This is a genomic window from Acinetobacter sp. NyZ410, from assembly GCF_022828975.1.
Lineage (GTDB): Bacteria > Pseudomonadota > Gammaproteobacteria > Pseudomonadales > Moraxellaceae > Acinetobacter > Acinetobacter guillouiae.
Map to the genome: position 1 here is coordinate 1,741,966 of NZ_CP094620.1, position 22,828 is coordinate 1,764,793.

Annotated in this window: 18 protein-coding genes and 2 pseudogenes; 18 read left to right on the forward strand and 2 right to left on the reverse strand. The window is 35.1% G+C overall.

The features are described 5' to 3' along the window. Positions 1–2 precede the first annotated feature (2 nt). From MTO68_RS08195 to MTO68_RS08210, 4 genes are all read left to right on the forward strand, one after another. Positions 3–2,597, forward strand: a complete 2,595-nt coding sequence (locus MTO68_RS08195; RefSeq protein WP_244015589.1) for a fimbria/pilus outer membrane usher protein — start codon at positions 3–5, stop codon at positions 2,595–2,597. Continuing rightward, the gene (locus tag MTO68_RS08200; RefSeq protein WP_244015590.1) at positions 2,594–3,883 is read left to right on the forward strand and encodes a fimbrial protein; all 1,290 of its coding nucleotides are present in this window, start codon (positions 2,594–2,596) and stop codon (positions 3,881–3,883) included. Before MTO68_RS08195 ends, MTO68_RS08200 begins: the two co-directional genes overlap by 4 nt. After that, the gene (locus MTO68_RS08205; protein ID WP_244015591.1) at positions 3,883–4,623 is read left to right on the forward strand and encodes a molecular chaperone; all 741 of its coding nucleotides are present in this window, start codon (positions 3,883–3,885) and stop codon (positions 4,621–4,623) included. The genes MTO68_RS08200 and MTO68_RS08205 overlap by 1 nt, the downstream gene beginning before the upstream one ends. Before the next feature lie 90 nt (positions 4,624–4,713). After that, positions 4,714–5,721, forward strand: a complete 1,008-nt coding sequence (locus MTO68_RS08210) for an AraC family transcriptional regulator (protein WP_004820352.1) — start codon at positions 4,714–4,716, stop codon at positions 5,719–5,721. A gap of 171 nt (positions 5,722–5,892) precedes the next feature. Here the strand turns inward: MTO68_RS08210 and MTO68_RS08215 are convergent. Further along, a pseudogene (locus MTO68_RS08215) lies at positions 5,893–6,433 on the reverse strand (integrase core domain-containing protein); the annotation flags it as partial. A 323-nt stretch (positions 6,434–6,756) separates the two neighbouring features. Between MTO68_RS08215 and moaA the strand changes: the two are divergent. The 12 genes from moaA (at position 6,757) to MTO68_RS08275 (ending at position 18,951) form a co-directional block, all read left to right on the forward strand. After that, positions 6,757–7,812, forward strand: a complete 1,056-nt coding sequence (gene moaA, locus MTO68_RS08220; protein ID WP_244015592.1) for a GTP 3',8-cyclase MoaA — start codon at positions 6,757–6,759, stop codon at positions 7,810–7,812. A gap of 95 nt (positions 7,813–7,907) precedes the next feature. Then, complete coding sequence (gene moaCB / locus MTO68_RS08225; protein ID WP_244015593.1) at positions 7,908–8,831, forward strand: bifunctional molybdenum cofactor biosynthesis protein MoaC/MoaB; 924 nt, start codon at positions 7,908–7,910, stop codon at positions 8,829–8,831. Continuing rightward, positions 8,828–10,045 (forward strand): molybdopterin molybdotransferase MoeA, encoded by a 1,218-nt coding sequence (locus tag MTO68_RS08230; protein WP_244015594.1) that lies wholly within the window; start codon positions 8,828–8,830, stop codon positions 10,043–10,045. Before moaCB ends, MTO68_RS08230 begins: the two co-directional genes overlap by 4 nt. A gap of 34 nt (positions 10,046–10,079) precedes the next feature. Continuing rightward, positions 10,080–10,703: an NTP transferase domain-containing protein gene (locus MTO68_RS08235; RefSeq protein ID WP_034614128.1), complete on the forward strand. Its 624-nt coding sequence runs from the start codon at positions 10,080–10,082 to the stop codon at positions 10,701–10,703. 48 nt (positions 10,704–10,751) lie between these two features. Further along, the gene (locus MTO68_RS08240) at positions 10,752–11,003 is read left to right on the forward strand and encodes a MoaD/ThiS family protein (RefSeq protein WP_004820361.1); all 252 of its coding nucleotides are present in this window, start codon (positions 10,752–10,754) and stop codon (positions 11,001–11,003) included. Between the two features lies 1 nt (position 11,004). Next, on the forward strand, positions 11,005–11,484 hold the full coding sequence (locus MTO68_RS08245) for a molybdenum cofactor biosynthesis protein MoaE (RefSeq protein ID WP_034614131.1): 480 nt from the start codon (positions 11,005–11,007) through the stop codon (positions 11,482–11,484). A gap of 131 nt (positions 11,485–11,615) precedes the next feature. Continuing rightward, a complete protein-coding gene (locus tag MTO68_RS08250) occupies positions 11,616–14,045 on the forward strand; it encodes an FdhF/YdeP family oxidoreductase (RefSeq protein WP_244015595.1) in 2,430 nt (809 codons plus the stop codon). Between the two features lie 81 nt (positions 14,046–14,126). Continuing rightward, positions 14,127–14,915 carry a formate dehydrogenase accessory sulfurtransferase FdhD gene (gene fdhD / locus MTO68_RS08255; RefSeq protein WP_244015596.1) on the forward strand — a complete coding sequence of 263 codons (789 nt, stop codon included), beginning with the start codon at positions 14,127–14,129 and terminating at the stop codon, positions 14,913–14,915. Positions 14,916–14,956: 41 nt separating this feature from the next. Continuing rightward, on the forward strand, positions 14,957–15,700 hold the full coding sequence (gene modA, locus MTO68_RS08260) for a molybdate ABC transporter substrate-binding protein (protein WP_151803143.1): 744 nt from the start codon (positions 14,957–14,959) through the stop codon (positions 15,698–15,700). 9 nt (positions 15,701–15,709) lie between these two features. Then, the gene (modB, locus tag MTO68_RS08265; RefSeq protein WP_004820372.1) at positions 15,710–16,399 is read left to right on the forward strand and encodes a molybdate ABC transporter permease subunit; all 690 of its coding nucleotides are present in this window, start codon (positions 15,710–15,712) and stop codon (positions 16,397–16,399) included. 4 nt (positions 16,400–16,403) lie between these two features. Further along, positions 16,404–17,027, forward strand: coding sequence for an ATP-binding cassette domain-containing protein (locus MTO68_RS08270; RefSeq protein ID WP_244015597.1), 624 nt, complete (start codon positions 16,404–16,406; stop codon positions 17,025–17,027). 622 nt (positions 17,028–17,649) lie between these two features. Further along, positions 17,650–18,951, forward strand: a complete 1,302-nt coding sequence (locus MTO68_RS08275; RefSeq protein ID WP_056515364.1) for a dicarboxylate/amino acid:cation symporter — start codon at positions 17,650–17,652, stop codon at positions 18,949–18,951. A gap of 154 nt (positions 18,952–19,105) precedes the next feature. Here the strand turns inward: MTO68_RS08275 and MTO68_RS08280 are convergent, their stop codons facing one another. After that, positions 19,106–19,993, reverse strand: a complete 888-nt coding sequence (locus tag MTO68_RS08280; RefSeq protein ID WP_244015598.1) for a LysR substrate-binding domain-containing protein — start codon at positions 19,991–19,993, stop codon at positions 19,106–19,108. 554 nt (positions 19,994–20,547) lie between these two features. On the opposite strand from MTO68_RS08280, the pseudogene MTO68_RS08285 reads away from it, so the two are divergent. Together MTO68_RS08285 and MTO68_RS08290 are read left to right on the forward strand one after the other, a co-directional pair. Continuing rightward, positions 20,548–21,444: pseudogene (locus tag MTO68_RS08285) on the forward strand (LysR substrate-binding domain-containing protein). Between the two features lie 528 nt (positions 21,445–21,972). Next, positions 21,973–22,671, forward strand: a complete 699-nt coding sequence (locus tag MTO68_RS08290; RefSeq protein WP_244015599.1) for an amino acid racemase — start codon at positions 21,973–21,975, stop codon at positions 22,669–22,671. Positions 22,672–22,828 lie beyond the last annotated feature (157 nt).

Genomic DNA, 22,828 nt, shown 5'->3' on the forward strand with positions numbered 1-22,828 from the left:
TTATGTTTGCTGAATATTTTGGCCGTAGAAGCTTATTGTCTATATTTTTAGTAGGTTACTTGATTGGTGGTAATAATTCTGCCGATGCAAATGATCATGTTAATAACGATGGTGAATATATATTTGATCAAGCATTATTCCGTGGACAATCTGATCATCAAATTAAGCTATTAGAACGTCTAAGTGAAAAAGAAGATATATTGCCAGGCTTTTACAAAGTGGATGTTTTTGTTAACAAGCAAATTATTGAACGTATGGATTTAAAGTTTGTAGAAGACCAACAAAAAAATATTTCACCATGTTTTGATTTAGTTGCTATAGAAAAATTAGGAATTTCAGAGCAAATTTTGATAAATATTAAAAAACAGCAAGATCAATGTGTTCTCTTATCAAATTATATTCAATCCAGCTCAATAGATTTTAATTTTGAAAAGCTTCGACTTGATATTAGTATCCCTCAAAATGATATGCATAATATTCCACGAGGCTATGTTAATGCATCCCAATGGGATGCGGGTGAAAGTATTGGTTTTATCAATTATCTGGGTAATTATTATCATACTTCATATCAATTACAGGGCCATTCGCAGACTCAATCTGCTGCATATGTATCATTAAATGGTGGTGTAAACATTGGAAAATGGCAATATCGTCAACAGTCTAATATTAATTATAGTCCAGAAATAGGGACAAAATGGACCAATATTCGTAGTTATATTTCTCGCCCTATAGAACCTATTCAAGGTGTACTGACTTTAGGGCAGACCTATAGTTCTGGAAAGTTTTTCTCAGGGTTAAGTTTTAATGGATTGAGCCTTAGTTCCGATGAAAGGATGTTACCTGATTCATTACGAGGCTATGCACCAACGATTCAAGGTATAGCTAAAACCAATGCAAATGTTTCTATATTGCAAAATGGAAAGGAGATTTATCAGACAACAGTAGCGCCAGGCGCGTTTAAAATTTCTGATTTATATCCTACAAATTTTAATGGTGATTTAATCGTTAAAGTTAGAGAAGCTGATGGAACGATTTCTCAGTTTAGTGTTCCATTTTCAGCTGTACCTGAGTCTCTACGTTTAGGTGCTTCACGTTATAACTTAGATGTAGGGAAAACTCGTGATATTGGAGAGGACACTTTTTTCTCTAATCTTACTTATCAACGAGGAATAAGTAATAGCGTCACATTAAATTCAGGATTACGGCTAGCAGATGGTTATCAAGCTGGCCTCCTAGGTGGAACATATGCATCAAATATCGGTGCTTTTGGTGCTAACTTAACTTACTCTAGAGCAAGTTTACCTGATGAAAATATAATAACAGGTTGGATGACTAACCTCACCTATAGTAAGACTTTTCAGCCTACCAGCACGACAGTATCTTTAGCAGGCTATCGTTATTCAACTGAAGGATATAGAGATCTAGGCGATGTTATTGGGCTGAGGAATTCTTATAAACATGGTTATCGTTGGGAGTCATCGACTTACCAACAACGCTCCCGTTTTGAAATTACACTGAACCAAAGCCTTGGTGATTACGGGATATTATTTTTATCAGGATCAGCACAAAACTACCGTGATGGTCGTGATAATGATGTGCAGGCACAAATTGGATACGGCAAAGCATTTCAAAATGGTTTGACGCTCAATCTGGCTGTAATGCGACAACATTATGCTTATGACAATATCATCAACAATAGATTTGATGAAATAGATTCAAAGCTACTTGATAATCGTCAAGATACCTCAGTGAATCTTTCCTTGAGCTTTCCTTTAGGACGATACAAAAAAGCAAATTTACCGAATTTAGATTTAGCTTACTCACATTCTGAAAACGCTAAAGAGTTTTATCAAAGTACATTGTCTGGTTCTTTAACTCAGGATCAATCACTGAATTATGCAGTAGGTCTCAGCCATGATCGAAATATGCAAGTGACGACTTGGAATACAAATCTCAATAAACGTCTAGACAATAGTAATTTAGGTCTAAATGCTTCAATGAGTGATAACTACTGGCAAGTTTCAACTAATCTGCAAGGCGCATTAGCGATGCATTCTGGAGGGATCACATTTGGTCCATACCTTGGTGAAACTTTTGCTTTAGTTGAAGCCAAAGGTGCTGAAGGTGCACGACTCTTCAATGGTCAAGGTACACGAATTAATCATCAAGGTTATGCGCTGATTCCTGCAATTACACCTTATCGCTATAACAATATTTCATTAGAACCAAAAGGCATTTCTGATCGTGTTGAGATTGAAACAAATGATCAACGTATTGTTCCCTATGCTGGTGCAGCGGTAAAAGTAATGTTTAAAACCAGAATGGGTTATCCATTACTCATCCAAGCAAAATTGGATGCTGATGAATTTGTTCCTTTAGGTGCTGATGTAATTGATTCGCAAAATAATGTGATTGGAATGGTGGGGCAAAGTGGTCAAATGTATATTCGTACTCCAGCAAAGCAAGGGGTTCTAACTGTCAAATGGGGCGAAGAATCAGATCAGAAATGTGATGTTCATTATCAGCTGAATGATGAACTTCTTAAACAAACGATTATTCGTCTGGAAGAAACGTGTAAATCTGGAGAGTTGAAATGATCCGCATACAATTCAAAATATTAATTTTATTGGGATTCTTTTTATCTATCTTTGCCCATGCTAACTGTACAAAAGTGGGAAACTTTCTAGCAACTGATGGTACTACTGCACCTATTGTGTTTGGAAAAGTAAACTTAACCAGTTTATATTTACAACCTGTTGGGAGTTTAATGGGGAGTACTGTTGTCCCTCCAACAAGTTATACCTATGGTGGAGCGAATGCTTCGACAGTATTTTGGGAGTGTGACCTTACAGATTTACCGAATATCCAATTTTTGGTTGCTACAAATGGCGATGATCGAGTAGGGGGCTATTGGGATTTGGGTGGACTCTATGATGGACTTCCCGATGTATATGCAACTTACTATAAGTATGTTGGTCTTAAACAAACAATGGATGGGGTAGTTTTAACTCGCTATTGGAAATCCTTGCCGGTCAAAAATTACCAAACTGTCGGAAGTAAAATACGAATTAGACTACAAGATATCCCATCGCTTTATGCAGAACTCTATAGAGTTAGCCGTTTAGCACCTCAGTCTGGTTCAGGTAGCGCTTATTGTGGAACTGGTATAGACAATCAAATCACGGTGGGTTCATATACTTGTATACAGCCTAATGCATATATTCAATTAAAAGGACCAGGTTTAACCAGTGATAATGTTGGAGAAGATTCGAATACAAATTATAGATTTTGGGGAGTAAATAATGGGATAGGCTATGGAATGCGCACTGGAAACTCACTTTCGAATCAGCCAACTTGTGTTGCTCGCAATGCGACTCCTATTGTTTTTTTCAATACGATTAATACTCTAGCGCTTGGTGCAAATCAATCTGTACAAGAGAACTTTAATGTATCTATTGAATGTTCCAATCAAGTTACTTCAGGTACAGCAAGTAATCAGACTGCTATTGGAATACAGACTTCAAATGGTGCATTTGCAGCAGCACAACAATTAGGTTTAGTAAATGCCCAAAATGGTGTGACTGCTTTACTCTCAGATAATTATACTGATGCACAATCAGCAAAAGGTGTAGGAATTTTCTTAAAAAACACAAATACTGGGACAGATATGAATTTTGTTGGTCAGCCAGGTTTAGCAGGTGGGGGTACAGCTGCAGGTTGGTATCCTGTACTAAGTGGAGCACAAACAGGGGCATCAACAGAATCAGGCTATACGCATTATCTACATAATTTTACCGCAATCTTAAAAAAACTACCTGGAACTGAACCGATTAAAGCTGGAAAAGTTAATTCCACAGCATATGTATTAGTTAAGGTGCAGTAATGAAAATAACAAAATTTACACTATTATGTATTTGTTTGTTTTATTCATTTCTATGTCAAGCTGGGGTATTGGCTGCTAAAACACGGATAGTTTTTAAGGACGGTGAGCATGAGCAAAGTCTAATGTTAGCAAATACTAATGACTATCCTATTATTCTACAAACATGGGTTGATCAAGGAGAAGGGGATCCTGATATTAATAATATGCCGTTTCTAATATTACCACCTTTTGTAAAACTCGCATCAAATGACATTCACGGGCTTAGAATTTTGTATAATGGCAAGGCTCTACCAAACGATAGAGAGACTGTTTTTTGGTTAAATCTATATGAAATACCAATGATTAAGCGCCATAGCGATCAAGCTGCGTATATGAATTTAGCAATGAATACTCAGCTTAAATTATTTTATCGTCCTAAACAGATCGCAAAAATGTTGCCTGAAATGATTGTAGAAAAAATACATTTCAAAATCGTTGAACAAGATAAAAAAAATTATATCGAGTGTGAAAATCCCACGCCTTATCATGCTTCATTGATCAACTTAAAAATTGAAAGTCTTTCTCAAAAAAAATATATACAATCAGAAATGGACATGATGTGCTACCCGTATTCAACTAAACGTTATGAAATAGCTGGTGAACTTAATAAAAATGATAATTTATATACACTTAGCTTTGATTTCCTTGATGATGATGGTAATGCAATTCACTTTCAGAGAAATCTGAACCCATTTAGCTAATGATATAGAACCTTGGTATAGTTCTATATGTTCTAATAAAATCTGATGCTTAGCGATTAATCTTTTTTAGATGTACAGGGAAAATTAAAGATGAAGCGTATTTATAGTTTAAAGTCTGTGACGAGCGGTTTAATTGATTTGTTAGAGCTTTTTATTTTAAAAAAAAATTTAAATGTCGCTAAAATTGCAAACAATTTGTATGAAGACAAACGAATTCCATTCACTGAATGGTTAGCAATGTTGAAAGCAATTGAAGAAAAATATAATAGACCATCTCTAGGATTAGAAATTGCTAGATATGTAAAACCTTCACATTTAGGTATTTTAGGATACATCGGCTTATCATGTGAAAGCTTATATGATGCACTGCCTTTTTTTATTAAATATCAAAGGCTTTGTTATGATTTTATGCAAATGGAAGTTTCTATTGAAGATGAAAGCCTTGTTGTGTCATGGGAGTTTGATGCAAACTTTAAAGCAGGTAAGTTAGCGGATGAGACAATGATTGCTATATTTTTTAATATTGTAAACATCATTGTAGCACCCAATGTTGTGAAGTTGAACAAAGTGGAGTTTGTATTCGATCGACCCAAAAATCCACGTACTTATGAAAAATATTTTGATTGTAATATTGAGTTTTCGAAAAATAGAACAAGAATGCTTTTTGCGAAAAGTAATTTAGAGTTGCCCATAAATAAGGCTGATCCTGTTTTAAAAAATATTTTAAATAGGCAAGCAGACATTTTGTTGATTGAGCTACCAGAAGTGAATTCATTTGATGAATTGGTGCAACAAAATATTATCAAAGCTATTCATCAAGGTAATATCAATATTGAATATGTTTCCAAAAAAGTAGGTCTTCCTACGAGAATTTTTCAATACAAATTACAAAAACAAGGTTATACATTTAAGCAACGTCTTAACCAAGTTAGAAAAGGACTGGCATTACAATACCTTGAGGACAGGTCATTGAACATTAATGAGATATCAGCTTTGCTCGCTTATAACGAACAAAGTTCTTTCAACCGAGCATTTAAAACTTGGTTTGGTATGAGCCCAATACAATGGAGAAAAGATTTTAATAAAGATGCTATTTGAAATAGGTAAAGTTAAAGAATTATATTTGTTTTGTTAAATTCACTAAGTTTTATTAGAAATGGCTCAGAAATTACTTCTGTTAAATTTACATGTACTCGCTCAAACCTGATCTGACAGTTACCCTTTTTTAGTGTGTCTGTCAGGTTAAATTTGAGCTAGATTCTTTTCAGGCTAAATTCGCTTCCCTTCAAGTAATCTTTCTAGTGGTGTGTGACCACTGCACATTTTTCTCCTGATAAGTTCGTTCAGTATTATAGAATTTTGCCAAACGTCTAGAGCCGCTTGTAATTCCTCTAATGTACTATATAGCTTCTTCCTAAATGTAATTTGATAAAACTCTTGCAAGATCGTCTTTATGGAAACGCTCGCATATTCCATTCGTTTGTGGGAGTGCTGGTTTTGTTTTTGTGTGATCAATATCATTGATGGCTAAACATAGCTCATAATTATGTTGTTCAACCTTACCGCAATATTCAGTACCTCTATCTGTCAGGATACGCAGCATTGGTAGATCCTGTGACTGATAAAATGGTATACAGGATCATTTAAAAAGATCTGCTGCTGTAATCGGTATTTTCGTTGTATAGAGCTTACGAACGACTTTGTTGTAGGTGTCGATGAAAGTTTGTTGAAAGATTCGACCAACACCTTTGAGATTGCCAACGTAAAAGATATCTTTTGCTCCAAGATATCCTGGATGGTGTGTTTCTATTATGTTTGCCTTTGCGTTGGTAAATACGACCACGTTTTGGATCAAAGAAGATTAAAAGATTTCATCGATTTATCGGGGCTTGGCAGTAGAAGATGAATGGCTTGTATGATAGGTTTTAGGTACGAGTTTGTTGATCTGTGAATGATATTGCTGAACAAGGCCATACGGACTGGTTTTACAACAAAGTTCAATAAGAAAGGTTGATTAGGCTTTGAATGAGCAAGTGTAGGGTACCTAGATTAGGCGTTATTGCTGGTTTTATCTATTTTTGCCACGCAACTTTAACGAAGCAAAACTGTTTTTAAGTGCTGAGAAATAAAACGATGAAGGTATCAAAACAAAGCTCTGTAAGCATAAGCTCTGAAACAAAAAGCCAGTTTGAATCTATTTTATCAGCACATTTACCTGAATCGAAATTAGTTGATCAGTTTCAAAGACACAAAAGAAAACTAAGAATTTCGTTGACTGATCGATGTAACTTTAAATGCAGTTATTGTATGCCTGATCATCCGAGCTGGTTAGCTAAACAGGATATTTTAAGTTTTGAAGAACTTTATAGATTTTGCGAAGTGATGATTAAGCTTGGCATCACTCAAATTCGCTTAACGGGTGGCGAGCCGTTGATGCGAAAAGGGCTCGTGAATTTTATTTATACGCTCAATACGTTAAGACCATTAGGTTTACAGCGTGTCTCAATGACGACGAATGCTTATTATTTAGAAAAATATGCAGTTGAGCTAAAACAAGCTGGGCTTGATGATCTAAATATAAGTTTAGACAGTATTGATCCAGCCACCTTTTTTAAAATGACTCAAAAACCCTTAACGCCTGTATTAAAAGGAATTGAGGCGGCAAACGCTGCAAATATCCCAATTAAACTCAACTGTGTTTTGCTGTATGGACAGAATCATCAGGAAATATTGTCATTAACTGAGTGGGCTTATCAAAATGACTTTGAACTACGATTTATTGAATACATGCCATTGGATCAACCTGAGCATTGGAAGCGTGAGAAAGTCGTGGTTGAGGATGACATTATCAATATACTTTCGCCACATTTTCGCATCGATAAATTAGAGCGAAATAATGACCCAGCCACAATATATACACTCAATCAACGTTTTAAACTGGGTATTATTTCCACCATCAGCAAGCCTTTTTGTCAAAGTTGTGATCGTTTGCGTTTAACCGCGACCGGTGAGTTATTTACATGTTTGTTTGCCAATACAGGTATTTCTGTTCGACATTTATTGGATAAAGCTCAGGGAAAACAATTGATAGCAACAATTTTGGATACGGTTTGGCAAAAAAAGGCAGGATATATTGCTTACCAAGCTGCACCTATTCGTAAGATTAGTATGCATTCTATTGGCGGTTGATTTTATACATAGAGATAGAATTGTATATGCTTTTTTTATTTGAAATGAATCGCTTATTGTGAAGTTGTGTATTATTTAAATTGACAGGATTTTTTATGAAAAATGTAGGCATGAAGCCTGAGAGTTATCGTATTGCTACTGCAAGTTCAGAGTTATTCGCGCCTCCGCATTGTTTACAATTATTAGCAGAGGGTAATACTGAAAAAGGCGATGCACTAAAAACAGCACGAATCGCAGGGATTCTTGCAGCCAAACGTACTGATGAGCTTATTCCGCTTTGTCATCCTTTACCTATTTATCGAGCTGATGTCGATTTTGAAATACTAGCAGATCACGTCAAGATTACGGCAACCGTAGAAACGATTGCGCCAACTGGTGTTGAAATGGAGGCTTTAACTGCCGCAAGTCTGGCTGCGCTCACGATTTATGACATGTTGAAACCGCATTGTGAACCAGATGAACTGATGATTGGTCATTGCAAACTTGAATTGAAAAAGGGCGGGAAATCGCACTATAAACGCCATCTTCGACAAGCTGTATCAGCTGCAGTCATTGTTTTATCAGATAGCGTCGCTTCTGGTAAAAAACCTGATACTGCGGGACGTTCTGTGGTTGAAACCTTAACTGAGGCTGGATTTGATCCAATTCACTATCAAATCATCGCTGATGAGCCTTTGCAATTAAAACAATTGATTTCAGAATTGGTGCAATCTTATGGATGCATCATTACGGTGGGTGGGACAGGCATAGGTAAGCGCGATATTACTGTCGATACGATAGAACCATTATTGGAACGAGAGCTGAATGGCCTGATGGAAGCAGCACGTGCTTTTGGTCAAAGACGGACACCTTATGCTGCAATGTCTCGTGGTGTTGCTGGTTTTATTGACCGATCACTGGTCATTACTTTACCAGGAAGCCGTGGTGGCGCATCTGAATCTATGGCAGCGATTTTACCTGCCTTGGTGCATATCTTTGATGTATGTCGAGACTTACCACACCCAGGAGGTTATGAATGAGTTGTTCTGGTCAAGGATTAATAGGTTTAGATCAAGCATTGGCAGCTTATTCTACGGTTGAACCGCGAGCGGTTCAGACTCTGCCACTGGTAGAAGCACATCAACATTATCTGGCACAAGATGTTCTGTCTGAGATTGCATTACCTCTATTTACTCAGAGTGCAGTAGATGGCTATGCCTTAAAAAGTGAAGATATTCTTGCTGGTATTACCGTGTTTGAATTGGTTGGAGAAATACGCGCAGGTATTGAAGAATATATCCAGATCGAGTCTGGACAATGTGTTCGAATTTTCACAGGCGGTAAATTACCAGAGTCGGCTGATACGGTTGCCAGACAAGAAATAGTATCTAAACTAGATAGCCGAATTAGCTTAAATCAAGCGCTTAACAAAGGGACGGATATTCGTTATCAAGGCGAAGAATTATCTATTGGGACAATATTGGCAAAGCAGGGCCAATATCTAAAAAGTGGCTTAGTTGCATCACTAAGTATGGCAGGGGTAAAAGAGGTCAGTGTTTTTAACCGTCCTCATATTGCTGTACTGATTACAGGCGATGAAGTTAGCAAAAGTCTTGATAATAGCGCTCAGGTTTTTGATGCGAATTCGCCAATGGTTTTAACATGGTTGAAGGAAAGAGGTTTTTACTCGATCCATTTAGAACATGTGATAGATGACGAAATTGTCTTGAAAAAGGCTTTAGCAAATGCATTAGATCATTACGATTTAGTTATCACGACTGGCGGGGTTTCAGTTGGAGATTATGATTTGATTCGTCCTGTTTCTCTTGCATTAGGGGCAAATGAAATTTTTTGGCAAGTTGCTCAGAAACCAGGCAAACCGATTTATTTTGCTGAATATAAAAAACCAAACCAGACTTCCTATTTATTAGGGTTACCGGGTAATCCAGCAGCAGTATTTGTTTGTTTAGAAATCCATGTGTTGACTTTGCTTAAAGCAATGCAAGGTTTAAAAGAAGCCAAACCAGAATGGGAGAAGGCAAGCTTAAGCGAAGCTGTAAAGGGTGATAGTCGAGAACAACTGTTGCGTATGAAACTGAATGTTGATGAGCAAGGGCAACTTAGTGTTTCAAAACTCAAAAAACAGCAATCGCATATGCTAAGTAATTTAAGTGAAGCGAATGTCATTGGTCGAATTCCAGTGTTTAACAATACTGAAAATTGCCCCAAATTCATTGAGTTCATTCGTCTTTAGTATTTTGAGTCTGATACGCTTGGGTAACAATAAAATGTCTCAATATCCAAATACTGACTTAGTCATTTTAGCTGGTGGTCAAGCTAGACGGATGCAAGGTAAAAACAAACTTTTGCAGCAGTTTGATCATGAAATGCAACTGCTTAAAATCTATCGTCAATTTTGTGATGAGGTTGCGAAAATTTGGGTAAATAGTCATCAGGACTGTATTGTTTATCAGGAGATCATCGCTGAAATAGCCTGTTTTTCAGATGATCAGGCGGGATTTTTAGGGCCATTAATGGGAATGAAAAGCGCATGGGCACATGTAACTACAGATTATATTCTGTTTATTCCTTGTGATATTACTTTTATCCCTAAAGATGTCTTATCAAAAATGCATCAAACTTTATTGGAGGCAGAAAATTCTCAAGCTGTATTTATCTCTATAAACGAACAAAACCTTTACCCCTTTTGCTTGTTGAAAAGAGACAGCTTAGCTACGCTTGAAAAGCATTTGGCTAACGAGCAATTAAGTATTCGAAAGTGCTTTGATGATTTAAAGCCACAAGTCGTTAAATACGAAAGTCCTATAAGTTTCCATAGCATTAATTCAGAACAGGAGTTAAGACTATACCGTGAAGAATTACATATATTCAGTCATTCAAAATCAAGTTAGTTCACCCTAAATACTCATTGTGGCGCTATGGTTAAGTAAAGGTGTTAAATGGCAGAGATTCAAATTAAGATTGAAACTTATGGTGCAATTGAAAGACTGTTACCTAAAGATTTAAATTTTTCTTGTGTTGAAAATAGTATGGTCTCAGAAATTTTGCAGCAAATTTCTGATCAATATCCTGATTGCGCTAGTCTTTTAGAGAAGTGCGCATGTGCGATTGGTGAAGAAATTATTCCCCGTCGACATCGATTAACAAACCATTGTACATTGGTTTTATTATCCCCTGTAGCAGGAGGCTAACATGACAAATGGATTTCGGATTAAGGAAACGGATCTGAGTTTAGATGATTTTAAAACCATCGATGATTTTCCTGAGTGTGGTGGTATTGGAATTTTTATTGGAACGGTTCGAAATCATCATGAAGGTCGCAGTGTTAAGGCACTAAAATATACTGCTTATACGCCCATTGCTGAAAAAATGATTCGTGCAATTGAGCAAGAAATACAAAACAAATATGCAGTATCATATATTCAGGTCATTCATAGAATTGGCGCTCTAGAAATCGGAGGCAAAGCAATCATCGCAGTGGCTTATGCGCCGCATCGAAGAGAAGCTTTTATGGCGTGTGAAGAGGCTGTAGAACGTGTAAAACATGAAGTTCCAGTCTGGAAGGAAGAGTTTTACTCAGATGGTTCCAGTGAATATGTCGCTGGCTGTTGTATCCGAAAAGATGACGATGTTTCGCATAAACATCTTCATTTGAATTCACATTCTCATTAAGTCGTTGTAAATTAAGCTGCTTAAGTTATAAGAATGATGAATGATTATTATGAAAAGTTACCATGTAAAGTAAATGAATTTTTTCTTGAGCTGATTTTTTAATCAGATAAGCCATTAAAGAGGGCACTCAAATGAACGATTTAGAAAAAAATAAAGCTGAAACAGAAGGCCAAGAACGCCATATTCAGGAGAATACTAATTTCGCGCGTATCGAACCCTATACGCACCCAGCTGGAGGTTGGGGCGCTTTGTTGAGTGTTGCTAGAAATTTAAAAAGGCAAGAAGTCTTTGCCAAAGGCTCAATTACATTAATGAATATTAACCAACCGACAGGTTTTGACTGTCCTGGTTGTGCATGGCCTGAAAAAAAAGATACGCACGCATTTAACTTTTGTGAAAATGGTGCAAAAGCTGTTGCATTCGAAGCAACCAGTAAACGAGTTACTCCCGAATTTTTTGCGCATCACACGGTGAGTTGGTTAGCTGAGCAAAATGATTTTTACCTCGAAGATTTGGGGCGACTCACAGATCCAATACGTTATGACGCGGCTACAGATAAATATGTCCCAATTTCTTGGGATGATGCATTTAAGCTTATCGCTCAACATCTTCAAGCTTTGGATCATCCAGATCAGGCAGCATTTTATACGTCTGGTCGGGCAAGCAATGAAGCGGCTTTCTTGTACCAGTTATTTGTCAGAAGTTATGGAACAAATAATTTCCCTGATTGTTCAAATATGTGTCATGAAACCACCAGTATTGGTTTGAAAGATTCAATTGGGCTTGGCAAGGGGACCGTTACTTTAGATGATTTTGATCAAGCGGATACGGTATTTAGCTTTGGGCATAATCCTGGTACCAACCACCCTCGAATGTTAGGAACTTTACGTGAAGTATCGCGTAGAGGTGGAAATATTATTGCGATTAATCCAATCAAAGAACGTGGATTAGAGCGTTTTCAGGATCCTCAAGCAGCAATTGAGATGATGACGAATGGCAGTACGCCCATTAGTCGTTTTTATTTCCAGCCGAAAATTGGCGGAGATTATGCGCTTCTGTTAGGTATGATGAAGCATCTTCATGAATGGGATAAACAGGCAATACTCGCAGGTAAAACAGGGGTATTTGATCGGCAGTATATTGCTGAGAATACCGTTGGTTTTGATGAAATGTTAAAAGAAGTTGACCGAACAGAATGGCGTGATATCTATCAGTATTCAGGCCTCTCTCCAGAAAACTTAGAATCAATTGCTAAAATGTTTTGCGAGTCTGAGCGTTCAATTTTTTGTTGGGGAATGGGCATAACACAACATAGACACGGTACTGCAAATGTTCATATGTTGGCTAATTTACTTTTGGCGAAAGGACAGATTGGTCGTCCTGGAGCAGGCCTATGTCCAGTTCGTGGGCACAGTAATGTGCAGGGTGATCGGACCATGGGAATCAATGAATTACCAAGTGCAAAAATGCTGGATGATATTGATCGTGTTTTTAACATTAAATCGCCACGCAAACATGGCTATGGTGTGGTAGAAACGATTAAAGCGATGTATGAGGGCGATGTTAAGGTCTTTATTGCTTTAGGCGGGAATTTTGCAGTTGCGACACCTGACACCCCATATACTCAAGAAGCGCTAAAACGCTGCTCACTGGTGGTAAATATCGCAACAAAACTCAATCGTAGCCATCTCGTGTGTGGTAAAGACGCCTTGGTTCTTCCATGTCTAGGTCGTACCGAACTTGATAAGCAACTGAAAGGGAATCAGGCGATCTCAGTTGAAGATTCAATGAGTAATGTTCATTTATCCGCTGGGCGCAATGAACCTGCATCAAAGAACTTGCTTTCTGAACCTGATATTGTTGCACGAATGGCTGAAGCGACGTTACCTGACTCTAAAATTAAATGGCGTTGGTATGTTGAGGACTATGATCGTATTCGTGACTCTATTGAAGAGGTTTTTGAGGAATTTAAAGATTTCAATGGGCGAGCCTATCAACCGGGTGGTTTCCATCTTATTCATCCTGCCAATGTTAAAGTTTGGAATACCCCTGTGGGTAAAGCACAATTCCTGATTACGCCATTAACCCAAGTCTATAACGATCAAGAAAATCAATTTTCTGCCCAGTATACGAAGAGCAAAGTCTACACTTTAATGACGATTCGTTCGCATGATCAGTACAATACCACTTTATATGGCCTTGATGACCGCTATAGAGGTGTGTTTGGTCAGCGCCGTGTATTATTTATAAATCAACAAGATATTGATGAAGCAGGATTTGTTGCTGATCAATGGGTTGATATTGAAAGTGTATTCTCTGATGGGGTAAAAAGAGTCGTGAAAAGTTTCCGAATCGTTCCCTATAACATTCCATCAGGAAGTCTGGCCGCTTATTATCCTGAAACCAATCCACTGGTTGCGCTTTCAAGTCATGATCAATTTGCCAAGATTCCAGCTTCAAAAAGTGTTCCTGTTATTTTACATGCTGGCGATGCACCTGAGCACTTCAATTTATTTACTGAAGTTGATCCTGAGAATGCAGAAAAAAAGGTTGAGATTTAATTATTTACTGGTTTATTGCAGGATATGTGAAATTGGATAGTAACCTGTGGTTGCTATCCTGAATGGTAAGGAAAGCTCAAGTTGGAACCACAATTTTCAGGTTATGCGTCAGTTCAAATTACACGATTTGATCAAGATAAAACAGATGTTCAGTTTGATCAGGTTGTTCAAGAATATCCGATTGCATTGGTTTATAACGGTATATCTCATGCGGTGATGATGGCTACACCAACTGATATCGCTGAATTCGCAAAAGGATTTAGCCTTTCTGAAGGAATAATTGCAAGTTTAAAAGAACTTTACTCGCTTGATATTATTCACAACAATTTTGGTATACAGGTTGAGATGAAAATTTCATCAAAAGCTTTTATGGCATTAAAACAACATCGCAGAATGCTGATTGGTAGAACAGGATGTGGTTTATGTGGTATAGAAAGTCTTCAACAACTTCAATTTTCATTACCAAAAATTAGTTCTACAATTCAACCAGAATGGTTAAGAGAAATTCCTAACGCAATCAAACAATTAAAAAACCAGCAAAAGATTACTGCTGTGACTGGCGGAGCGCATGCTGCTGCTTGGGTTGTGGAGGGGAACATTCATGCTATTTTTGAAGATGTTGGACGACATAATGCGCTAGATAAATTACTGGGCCATATCTCAGCAGAGAACTTTGATTTGTCAAAAGGATTTGTGGTGATGACCAGTCGAGCAAGTTATGAACTGATTAGAAAATGTGTTGTATTAAATATCGCATTACTTGCAACAATTTCTGCGCCTACCAGTTTGGCAATAGAGATGGCACAAGCTTCAAGTCTCACATTGGCAAGCTTTTGTCGGGGTGACGGTTTCGTCCTTTATAGTCAGTAATGCTTAGCGAACAATTTTTTGTTATTCAAAGGAAGATGTCGATGAAAAAAATTTTATTTAGTTTAAGTTTGCTTGCTATGGGCCATGCTTATGCAGAAGATACAATCACAGTCTACGCTGCAGCCAGTTTAACCAATGTTCTAGCAGAACTAGATCAAAAATATGAAAAGAAAAATAATATAAAAATTAAAACATCTTATGCCGGTTCATCGACACTGGCAAAACAGATTGAAGCAGGGGCACCAGCCAATTTGTTTATCTCTGCCGATGAGCAGTGGATGAATTATTTACAAGATAAAAAATTGATTGACCCTAAAAATAGAAAGAATCTACTTGGCAATCGTTTGGTATTGATTAGCCCGAAAAATCAAAACATACAATTCAAAATGACTCCGTCCTTTGACCCGACCACCGCATTTAAAGGCAAGCTTTGTACAGGCGATACCAAAAGTGTTCCTGTTGGAAAGTATGCGAAGCAAGCTTTGACCTCATTGCAGTGGTGGGAAAAAATTCAGCCGCGTTTAGTTCAAGCAGAAGATGTTCGCGTTGCACTGAATTTTGTGGCACGTGGTGAATGTAATGTGGGAATTGTTTATTTAACTGATGCTGCAATTAGCCCAGACGTTAAGGTTATCGCTGAGTTTCCGTTAAACACGCATACACCGATTGTTTATCCTATGGGTATGGTAAAAGCTACTCCTGAAACTGTTAAATTTTATCAATATTTACAAAGTAATGAAGCTAAAACCATATTTAAGAAATATGGCTTTAGCGTTCTCAATTAGAAATCGGTTATGTTTGATGTACTGTCACCAGCAGAAATTGAAGTCTTAAAACTCTCTTGTAAAGTTGCTGGTTTTTGTCTGATTTTTAGCTTGATTCCAGCCATTATCGTTGGTTGGATTTTGGCACGTAAAGATTTTTTCGGAAAATCATTATTTGAAACATTGATTTTTTTACCTTTGGTATTACCGCCAGTTGTGCCAGGTTTTTTACTTTTACAAGTTTTTGGTAATCGCGGCTTCTTAGGGAAATATTTAACGGAGTTCGGCCTAGATTTTGCATTTAATTGGAAAGGTGCAGTCTTGGCTTCAGCAGTGATGGGATTTCCATTATTGGTACAATCGATTCGTCTGGCGATTGAGCTTGTTGATCAAAAGCTAGAAATGGCTGCAAAAACTTTGGGTGCATCTGCATTTTCAACTTTTATGCATGTGACCTTGCCTTTAGCGAGTAGCGGTATTTTAATTGGTGCAATCTTATGTTTCTGTCGTAGTTTAGGAGAGTTTGGCGCAACAATTACATTTGTGGGGAATGTTGAGGGTGAAACCAGAACTCTGCCGCTTGCGATGTATAGTTTGATGCAACAGCCTGATATGAATCATGCATTACAACGTCTGATTATGATTTCATTGACTGTGGCATTTTTGGCATTATGGTTTGCGCAGTGGTTTCACCGCTATCAAAAGAAAAAACAGAGTTAACGTAATGCATTTCGATTTTAAAATAACCCTGAAATTTAATAAATTTAATTTAAATCAGCAATTTAAGTCTGATGAAAGTGTTGTGGGATTATTTGGACATTCTGGTTCAGGTAAAACCAGCATTTTAAATGCGATAGCTGGCTTACGTACGCCACAACAAGGCTGGATCAAAGTGAACCAAGATACTTGGTTTGATCATGAAACAAAAATAAATATCCCCACTCAAAAACGCCGTGTGGGGTTAGTCTTTCAAGATGCCCAATTATTCCCACATAAAAATGTTATGGGAAATTTAAAGTTTGGATATAACCGAATTGATGTTGAGCGACGTCAATTTGAGTTGGACTATATCGTTGAATTATTAAAGCTGAGCCATCTACTTGATCGGATGCCAATACACCTTTCTGGTGGTGAAAAACAGCGTGTAGCATTGGGTCGTGCGATTTTATATTCGCCGAATATTTTGCTATTAGATGAACCTTTATCAGCCTTAGATGCAGAGCATAAAGCTGAAATTATTCCATTCTTTCAACAAATAAAGAATGAGATTAAAATTCCTATGTTATATGTGACTCATGATATCGAGGAAGTCAAACTGTTAACAGATAGCATTTGGCATTTAGGATGATTGTCGATTGGGTTTAATTTGAAAAATTCATTTTATATTTTTTTAGAATAAATTGGGGATATTTTAGAAATTTAGAACCATAAAATAAATATGGCAACTCAATTCTAGATTTGTATAACAACCTATGTTAGAAAAATAATAGGGTTACTAGAAAATGACTGCAAGAGAAATTAAAAGCTCTTTTAAAGCACATCAAGGTAGCAGCGTTTAATCAAAAACTAATAGAGCAAATATTAAAGTAAGTACTAAGGTAGACAAAATTTGTAATTCAAACTTATGATTTTTAATTTTATCTAGTGATATGATTTAAAACAATAAAATGAAATGAGATTGCTCCAATACATCATTTGTATTCGATTTTTAACAAATAGATGAATTAAAAAATAGCTGTTTTGGTAATGATAAGGTGTGGTTAAAAATATGCATTATTTGCATACAAGATTTAATTTTTGCATTGTCGTTTTATAAAAAAAAAAGCAACACTTGCGACAGCGGATTGTTGAGCCAATTTTTTTAACGAAAAAGTAAAGCCTTCGCTATGTAACCAAAATGGATAATCATCAAAGTTTGTATGTAAGATCAAAATTTTGATGTAAATAATATTAAAGAAGGAATTTGTTTTATGAATCAAAAAAAATTACTCAAATATATTTTGATTGCAATGATATCAGGAGTATTGGTGGGTTGGGTATGCCATAGTAATTTAAATACCATACAAGCAACTGAAATTTCTTCATACTTCAAGATTGTCACTGATGTCTTTTTAAGATTAATTAAAATGATTATTGCGCCTTTAGTATTTGCAACAATTGTTTCTGGCTTGGTATCAATGGGAAAGTCATCTTCTTTAGGATCAATTACCTTAAAAGCTATGAGTTGGTTTATTGGGGCATCTTTACTTTCACTTTTACTCGGTATGAGTCTAGCAAATTTTTTCCAACCTGGTGCTGGAATGAACCTGACTATTCCGAAGCAAGCTATCGATGTTGGTGTTAGTGCATCAGGTTTAAGTCTACAAACTTTTATTACTCATATTTTTCCACGCAGTTTTGCTGAAGCAATGGCGAATAATGAGATTTTGCAAATTCTAGTTTTTTCAATTTTCTTTGGTTCCGCATTAGCCTATGTTCAGCACGAAAATGAAGCTACTGTAATTGGCCGGATTATTGATGAGCTTTGTCGAGTCATGTTCCGCATTACAGATTATGTTATGGCTTTTGCACCTGTTGCGGTTTTTGCGGCAATTGCTTCTGCCATTACAGTTCAAGGACCTAGGTTAATTCTTGATTATAGTATTTTTATTGGAGAATTCTATATCGGATTACTGATTCTTTGGATGATCCTCATTTCATTCGGCTACATCTTCTTGAAAAAAGATGTATTTAGATTGATGCGAGTGGTTCGCGAGCCTACCATATTGGCATTTGCTACAGCCAGTAGTGAGTCAGCATACCCAAAAACGATGGAGGCTTTAGACAAATTTGGGATTCCTAAACGAATTACCAGCTTTGTGCTTCCATTAGGTTATTCATTTAATCTTGATGGGTCTATGATGTATATGGCATTTGCTGTTTTGTTTATTGCACAAGCTTATAATATTGATTTGAGCTGGACTCAGCAGGCTTTAATTCTAGTTACGTTAATGATAACCAGTAAGGGAATTGCTGGTGTTTCTCGTGCATCTATTGTCGTTATCGCTTCAACTCTAGCCATGTTCAAATTGCCTGAAGCTGGTATTTTATTAATTTTAGCAATCGATCAATTTCTAGATATGGGACGTACTGCAACTAATGTCATTGGCAATAGTATTGCAACTGCTGTAATTGCTCGTACAGAAGGCGATAAATATGAGCATGCTGAACAAGAGAATGAAGTGATTGACTCAAATGCTACCCCAGTAAATCGATTAGCAGATAATTGCTAATCTGTTTTATGTAGCATATAAATAACCTACTAAAAAAGAGTATCAACAGTGATTTTAAATAGTAAGCTTGATGTTGTATTTGTCACTTAATTTAATGATCACTATGTTGATGCGGGTTTTTAAGATCATAATTAAAATACCATATGCTAATTTTTTATTTTTTTGGTGCAGTTATTGATCTCCATATCTGATTAATACTATTTGAAATAATAATTTTGTGTCTGATAATGTAGACATCTTGAGATGTATTATAGTTTTTGTTATCTATTATTTTTAATTTGTTTTCGGAGATCTCTTTTTCAATTAATAATTTTGGTAGCCATGCTATACCCAAACCTTGTATAACTAATTCTTTTAAATCACTGGCATTATCTGTTTCATATAGAGTTCGATAATTTAGATTTTTTTCAATCACCTCATCAACGCAGTTTCTTAAATATGCTTGTTTACTATATGCCAATAGGGGGAAAGGCTGATCAATTGAATATTTAGGAATACCATTATCAAGTGCAGTAACAGGGAGTATTTCCATTTTCACAATTTTATGAAAGACAAAAAGAGAAAGATCAAGTTGCTGTAATGTTTTTTGATCGCAATAGCAAATTAATAAATCACAAGAGCCATCTTTGAGTAAACCCAGCCCTTGTTTGAAGTTGGATGCAATAATTTCTAATTTTAAATCTTCTAAATTTATTAATGAATCATTGATAAATCGTGGGAAAAATTGGGTTGTTAAGGAGTGTGATACAGCAAACCTTATATTTAATTCATTATTTTTAATATTTTTTTCAAGATAGTTGATTGTTGCATTAAGTTGGTTTTGGATATTTTTTGAGGAAGCTAATAAAATTTGTCCCGCTTCGGTAAAATCAATATTTTTACTATATCTTTTTAGAATTTGGAATCCAAATGCATTTTCAATGTTCTGAATTCTCCGTGTAAATGCAGATTGTGTGACATGTCGTACCTCTGCTGCTTGAGAAATTGATTTTTCTTGCTCTAGAGCAAGTAAGTCTTCAATCCATCGAATTACTAATGTCATAACTAATACTTAATGCAGACTTTTATAAATTATAATATATTATATGGAAAATTAACGTATTAATATTTTTAAAAAATAAAAAAATAATTTTAATATCAATTTTCTATTGCAAGGTTTTTTTTGATAATTATTAACCAATTTTTAGAATATACGCTATTATAAATATTGCTTAATTTAAAATGAATGGTTTTTTTAAGTATATTTTTTAGAATCTTAGCTATAAATAATTAGGTTCTAGTCAAAAAATAAGCATTTTTGCTGTGCTTGCTAATTTCCTTTACGATCTAATAAAATCTGATAATTTTGATAAAGAAAGATTAGCAGAAATCATATTAATTATTGGAAAATTAAATATAGGAAGTTATAGATATTTAAACCATTTAGTGACAACCTTAAGTGAAGATTTTTCTATATTCATGTTTGATTAAATCATGAGATGATAACTTTGTAGAACCAGTCTTGGCAGTAGCTCAAAATAAATGAGTTATGTCATATTTTTGTGAACTTTTCATTGCTAAAGTATAAATTTAGTTATAAATGGGTGGTAAGTTTTTATGATACAAAACATAGAGTTAAGGTGGTTGTATGATCTTATTGTTTTAGAAAAGTATCGAAACTTTACAGTTGCCGCAGATATAAGAAATATTTCGCAATCCTCTTTAAGTAGACGTATTCAGACTTTAGAGAACTCTTTGGGATTTGAGGTTTTTGACAGGGATACATCTCCTCTAAAATTGACAGAAAAGGGCAAGCTATTTCTTTTACATGTAAGAAGTTTATTAGATGATTTTGAATACAACATCGATAAAATTAAAGGTACTAATGATATAAGAAGTAGAGTAACTATAGCTTCAGCACATTCATTAGCAGGATATATTTTTCCTAAAATTTTGGGGAATTTAAAAAATTATCAAGAAAAAATCTTTTATGTTGAGTCAATCAATGTAAATTAGACAGTTGATCATCTAAGAAATGGGAAATGTGATTTTATCGCTTCTTTTTATGATGATGAGCTTATGAACACTCAATTTTTATGTCATAAACTTTTCTCAGCAAAATTATATTTAGTTACGGCCCCAAATCATTTAGGGTGTCCTAAGTTTTCCCTTGAAGATGGTTCGCTTCCTTTAATGAATTATACCGATGATAGTTATATGGGAAAGAAAGTAAATAAATTTCTTCAAGAACATCAATCTCATTCTTTTAGTACTACGTTTGTATCATCAATGAGTATCTTACTTAAAGATATGATTAAAGGGGGATATGGTGTGGGCTGGTTGCCAGATTACAGTATCCAAGATGAACTTAAAAATAATGAACTCATGGTTATTCCTCTAAAAAACTCTGTGTTATCTGTTGATATATATTTATATAGAAGTAGTTCTAGATTAAATGCCGCATCAGAAGGATTATGGAGTTTTGTTAAAGCTATAGATTGGGAAATTACATAGATGGAAATAAATCCGTAGCACTTTAGTTTTTTAAATAATTGTACTTTTAAGTTTGTAGCTCTGATCTAATAATAATGTTTATATCAGTCTATTGCACACACCAATAACTCAAAAAAGTGAAGATATTCATACAGTCAAAATCATTAAAATAAAAATAAAATCATATAGATTTATAATCATTTAATATGCTTATACAAAAATATCAAAAAAAATATTATTGTTTAGCCTATTTTTTAGTTAATCATAATGATTAAACTAAAAGGTATTTTAAATATCAACATCATTCCCCAAAGAGTGCATTAAAATGATGCAAAACTTATGCATTTTTTAATATAGCTATGCAAATTACGCATCATTATATAATACCTAGATTTAATTAATGTAATTAAATCAATAATTTAATATTAAAATTTAAAAAATACAAATAGAATGATTATGCATTTTTTGGATTTTACATCTATTTTTTGCAAACTAATAGATTTTTTTCTTGCAATGCTAATTTCATATAGTAATTGCTCGGAAATGGATATGAATAAACCAATTGGAATTTTAGGTGGAATGGGGCCACAGGCGACAGTTGATGCCATGAATAAAATTATTAAAAATACTAGAGCAAACTGTGATCAAGAACATATTCCGGTCATAACTGTATGTATTCCAGACATACCTGATAGAACAAAATCCATTTTGAATAAAAATGATAAACCATTAGAAAAGATGGTTGAATATTTACGAATTTTAGAAAATGCCAATGTCGGATGTATAATCATTCCATGTAATACTGCCCACTTTTGGTTTGATCGGTTGCAAGAATCTACTCATACAAAAATGATTAGTATTGTTGAATCAGCTATTCAATATATTAAAAATAGTAATATTCATGAAGTCTGTATTTTAGCGACTACGGCTACAATTAGTACTCAACTTTATCAAAAGGAATTTGTTAATAATAAAATTAACTTCACTATTCCTCCTTCTGTTTTTCAGAATCTAATAATGGAAAGCATTTATATGTATAAAGCTGGAGAATATGCAAAAGCTAAAGAAATAATGAACAGCATTATTAAAAATTATACATTAAAAGATGATAAAAAGTTCCTTCTTGCATGTACAGAAATTCCTCTAATTTTAGAAGATTGGATTAAAATACACCCGGATTTATTCATAGATGCAACTGATTTATTAATTAAAAATGCAATTAATTGGTACCAGTATAAGCATTGCTAAAATATTTTAAATAATTGCATAGAGGATTTTTTAACTAAAATAAAATCTGTAATGGATTTTTAATTTTTAGTTTTTAAATTGAAAGAAAAGATATCGATGAATTTTTTTGATGATCAAGGGGTATTTATTATTTTAATTGAAATGATTTTTTTTAGTG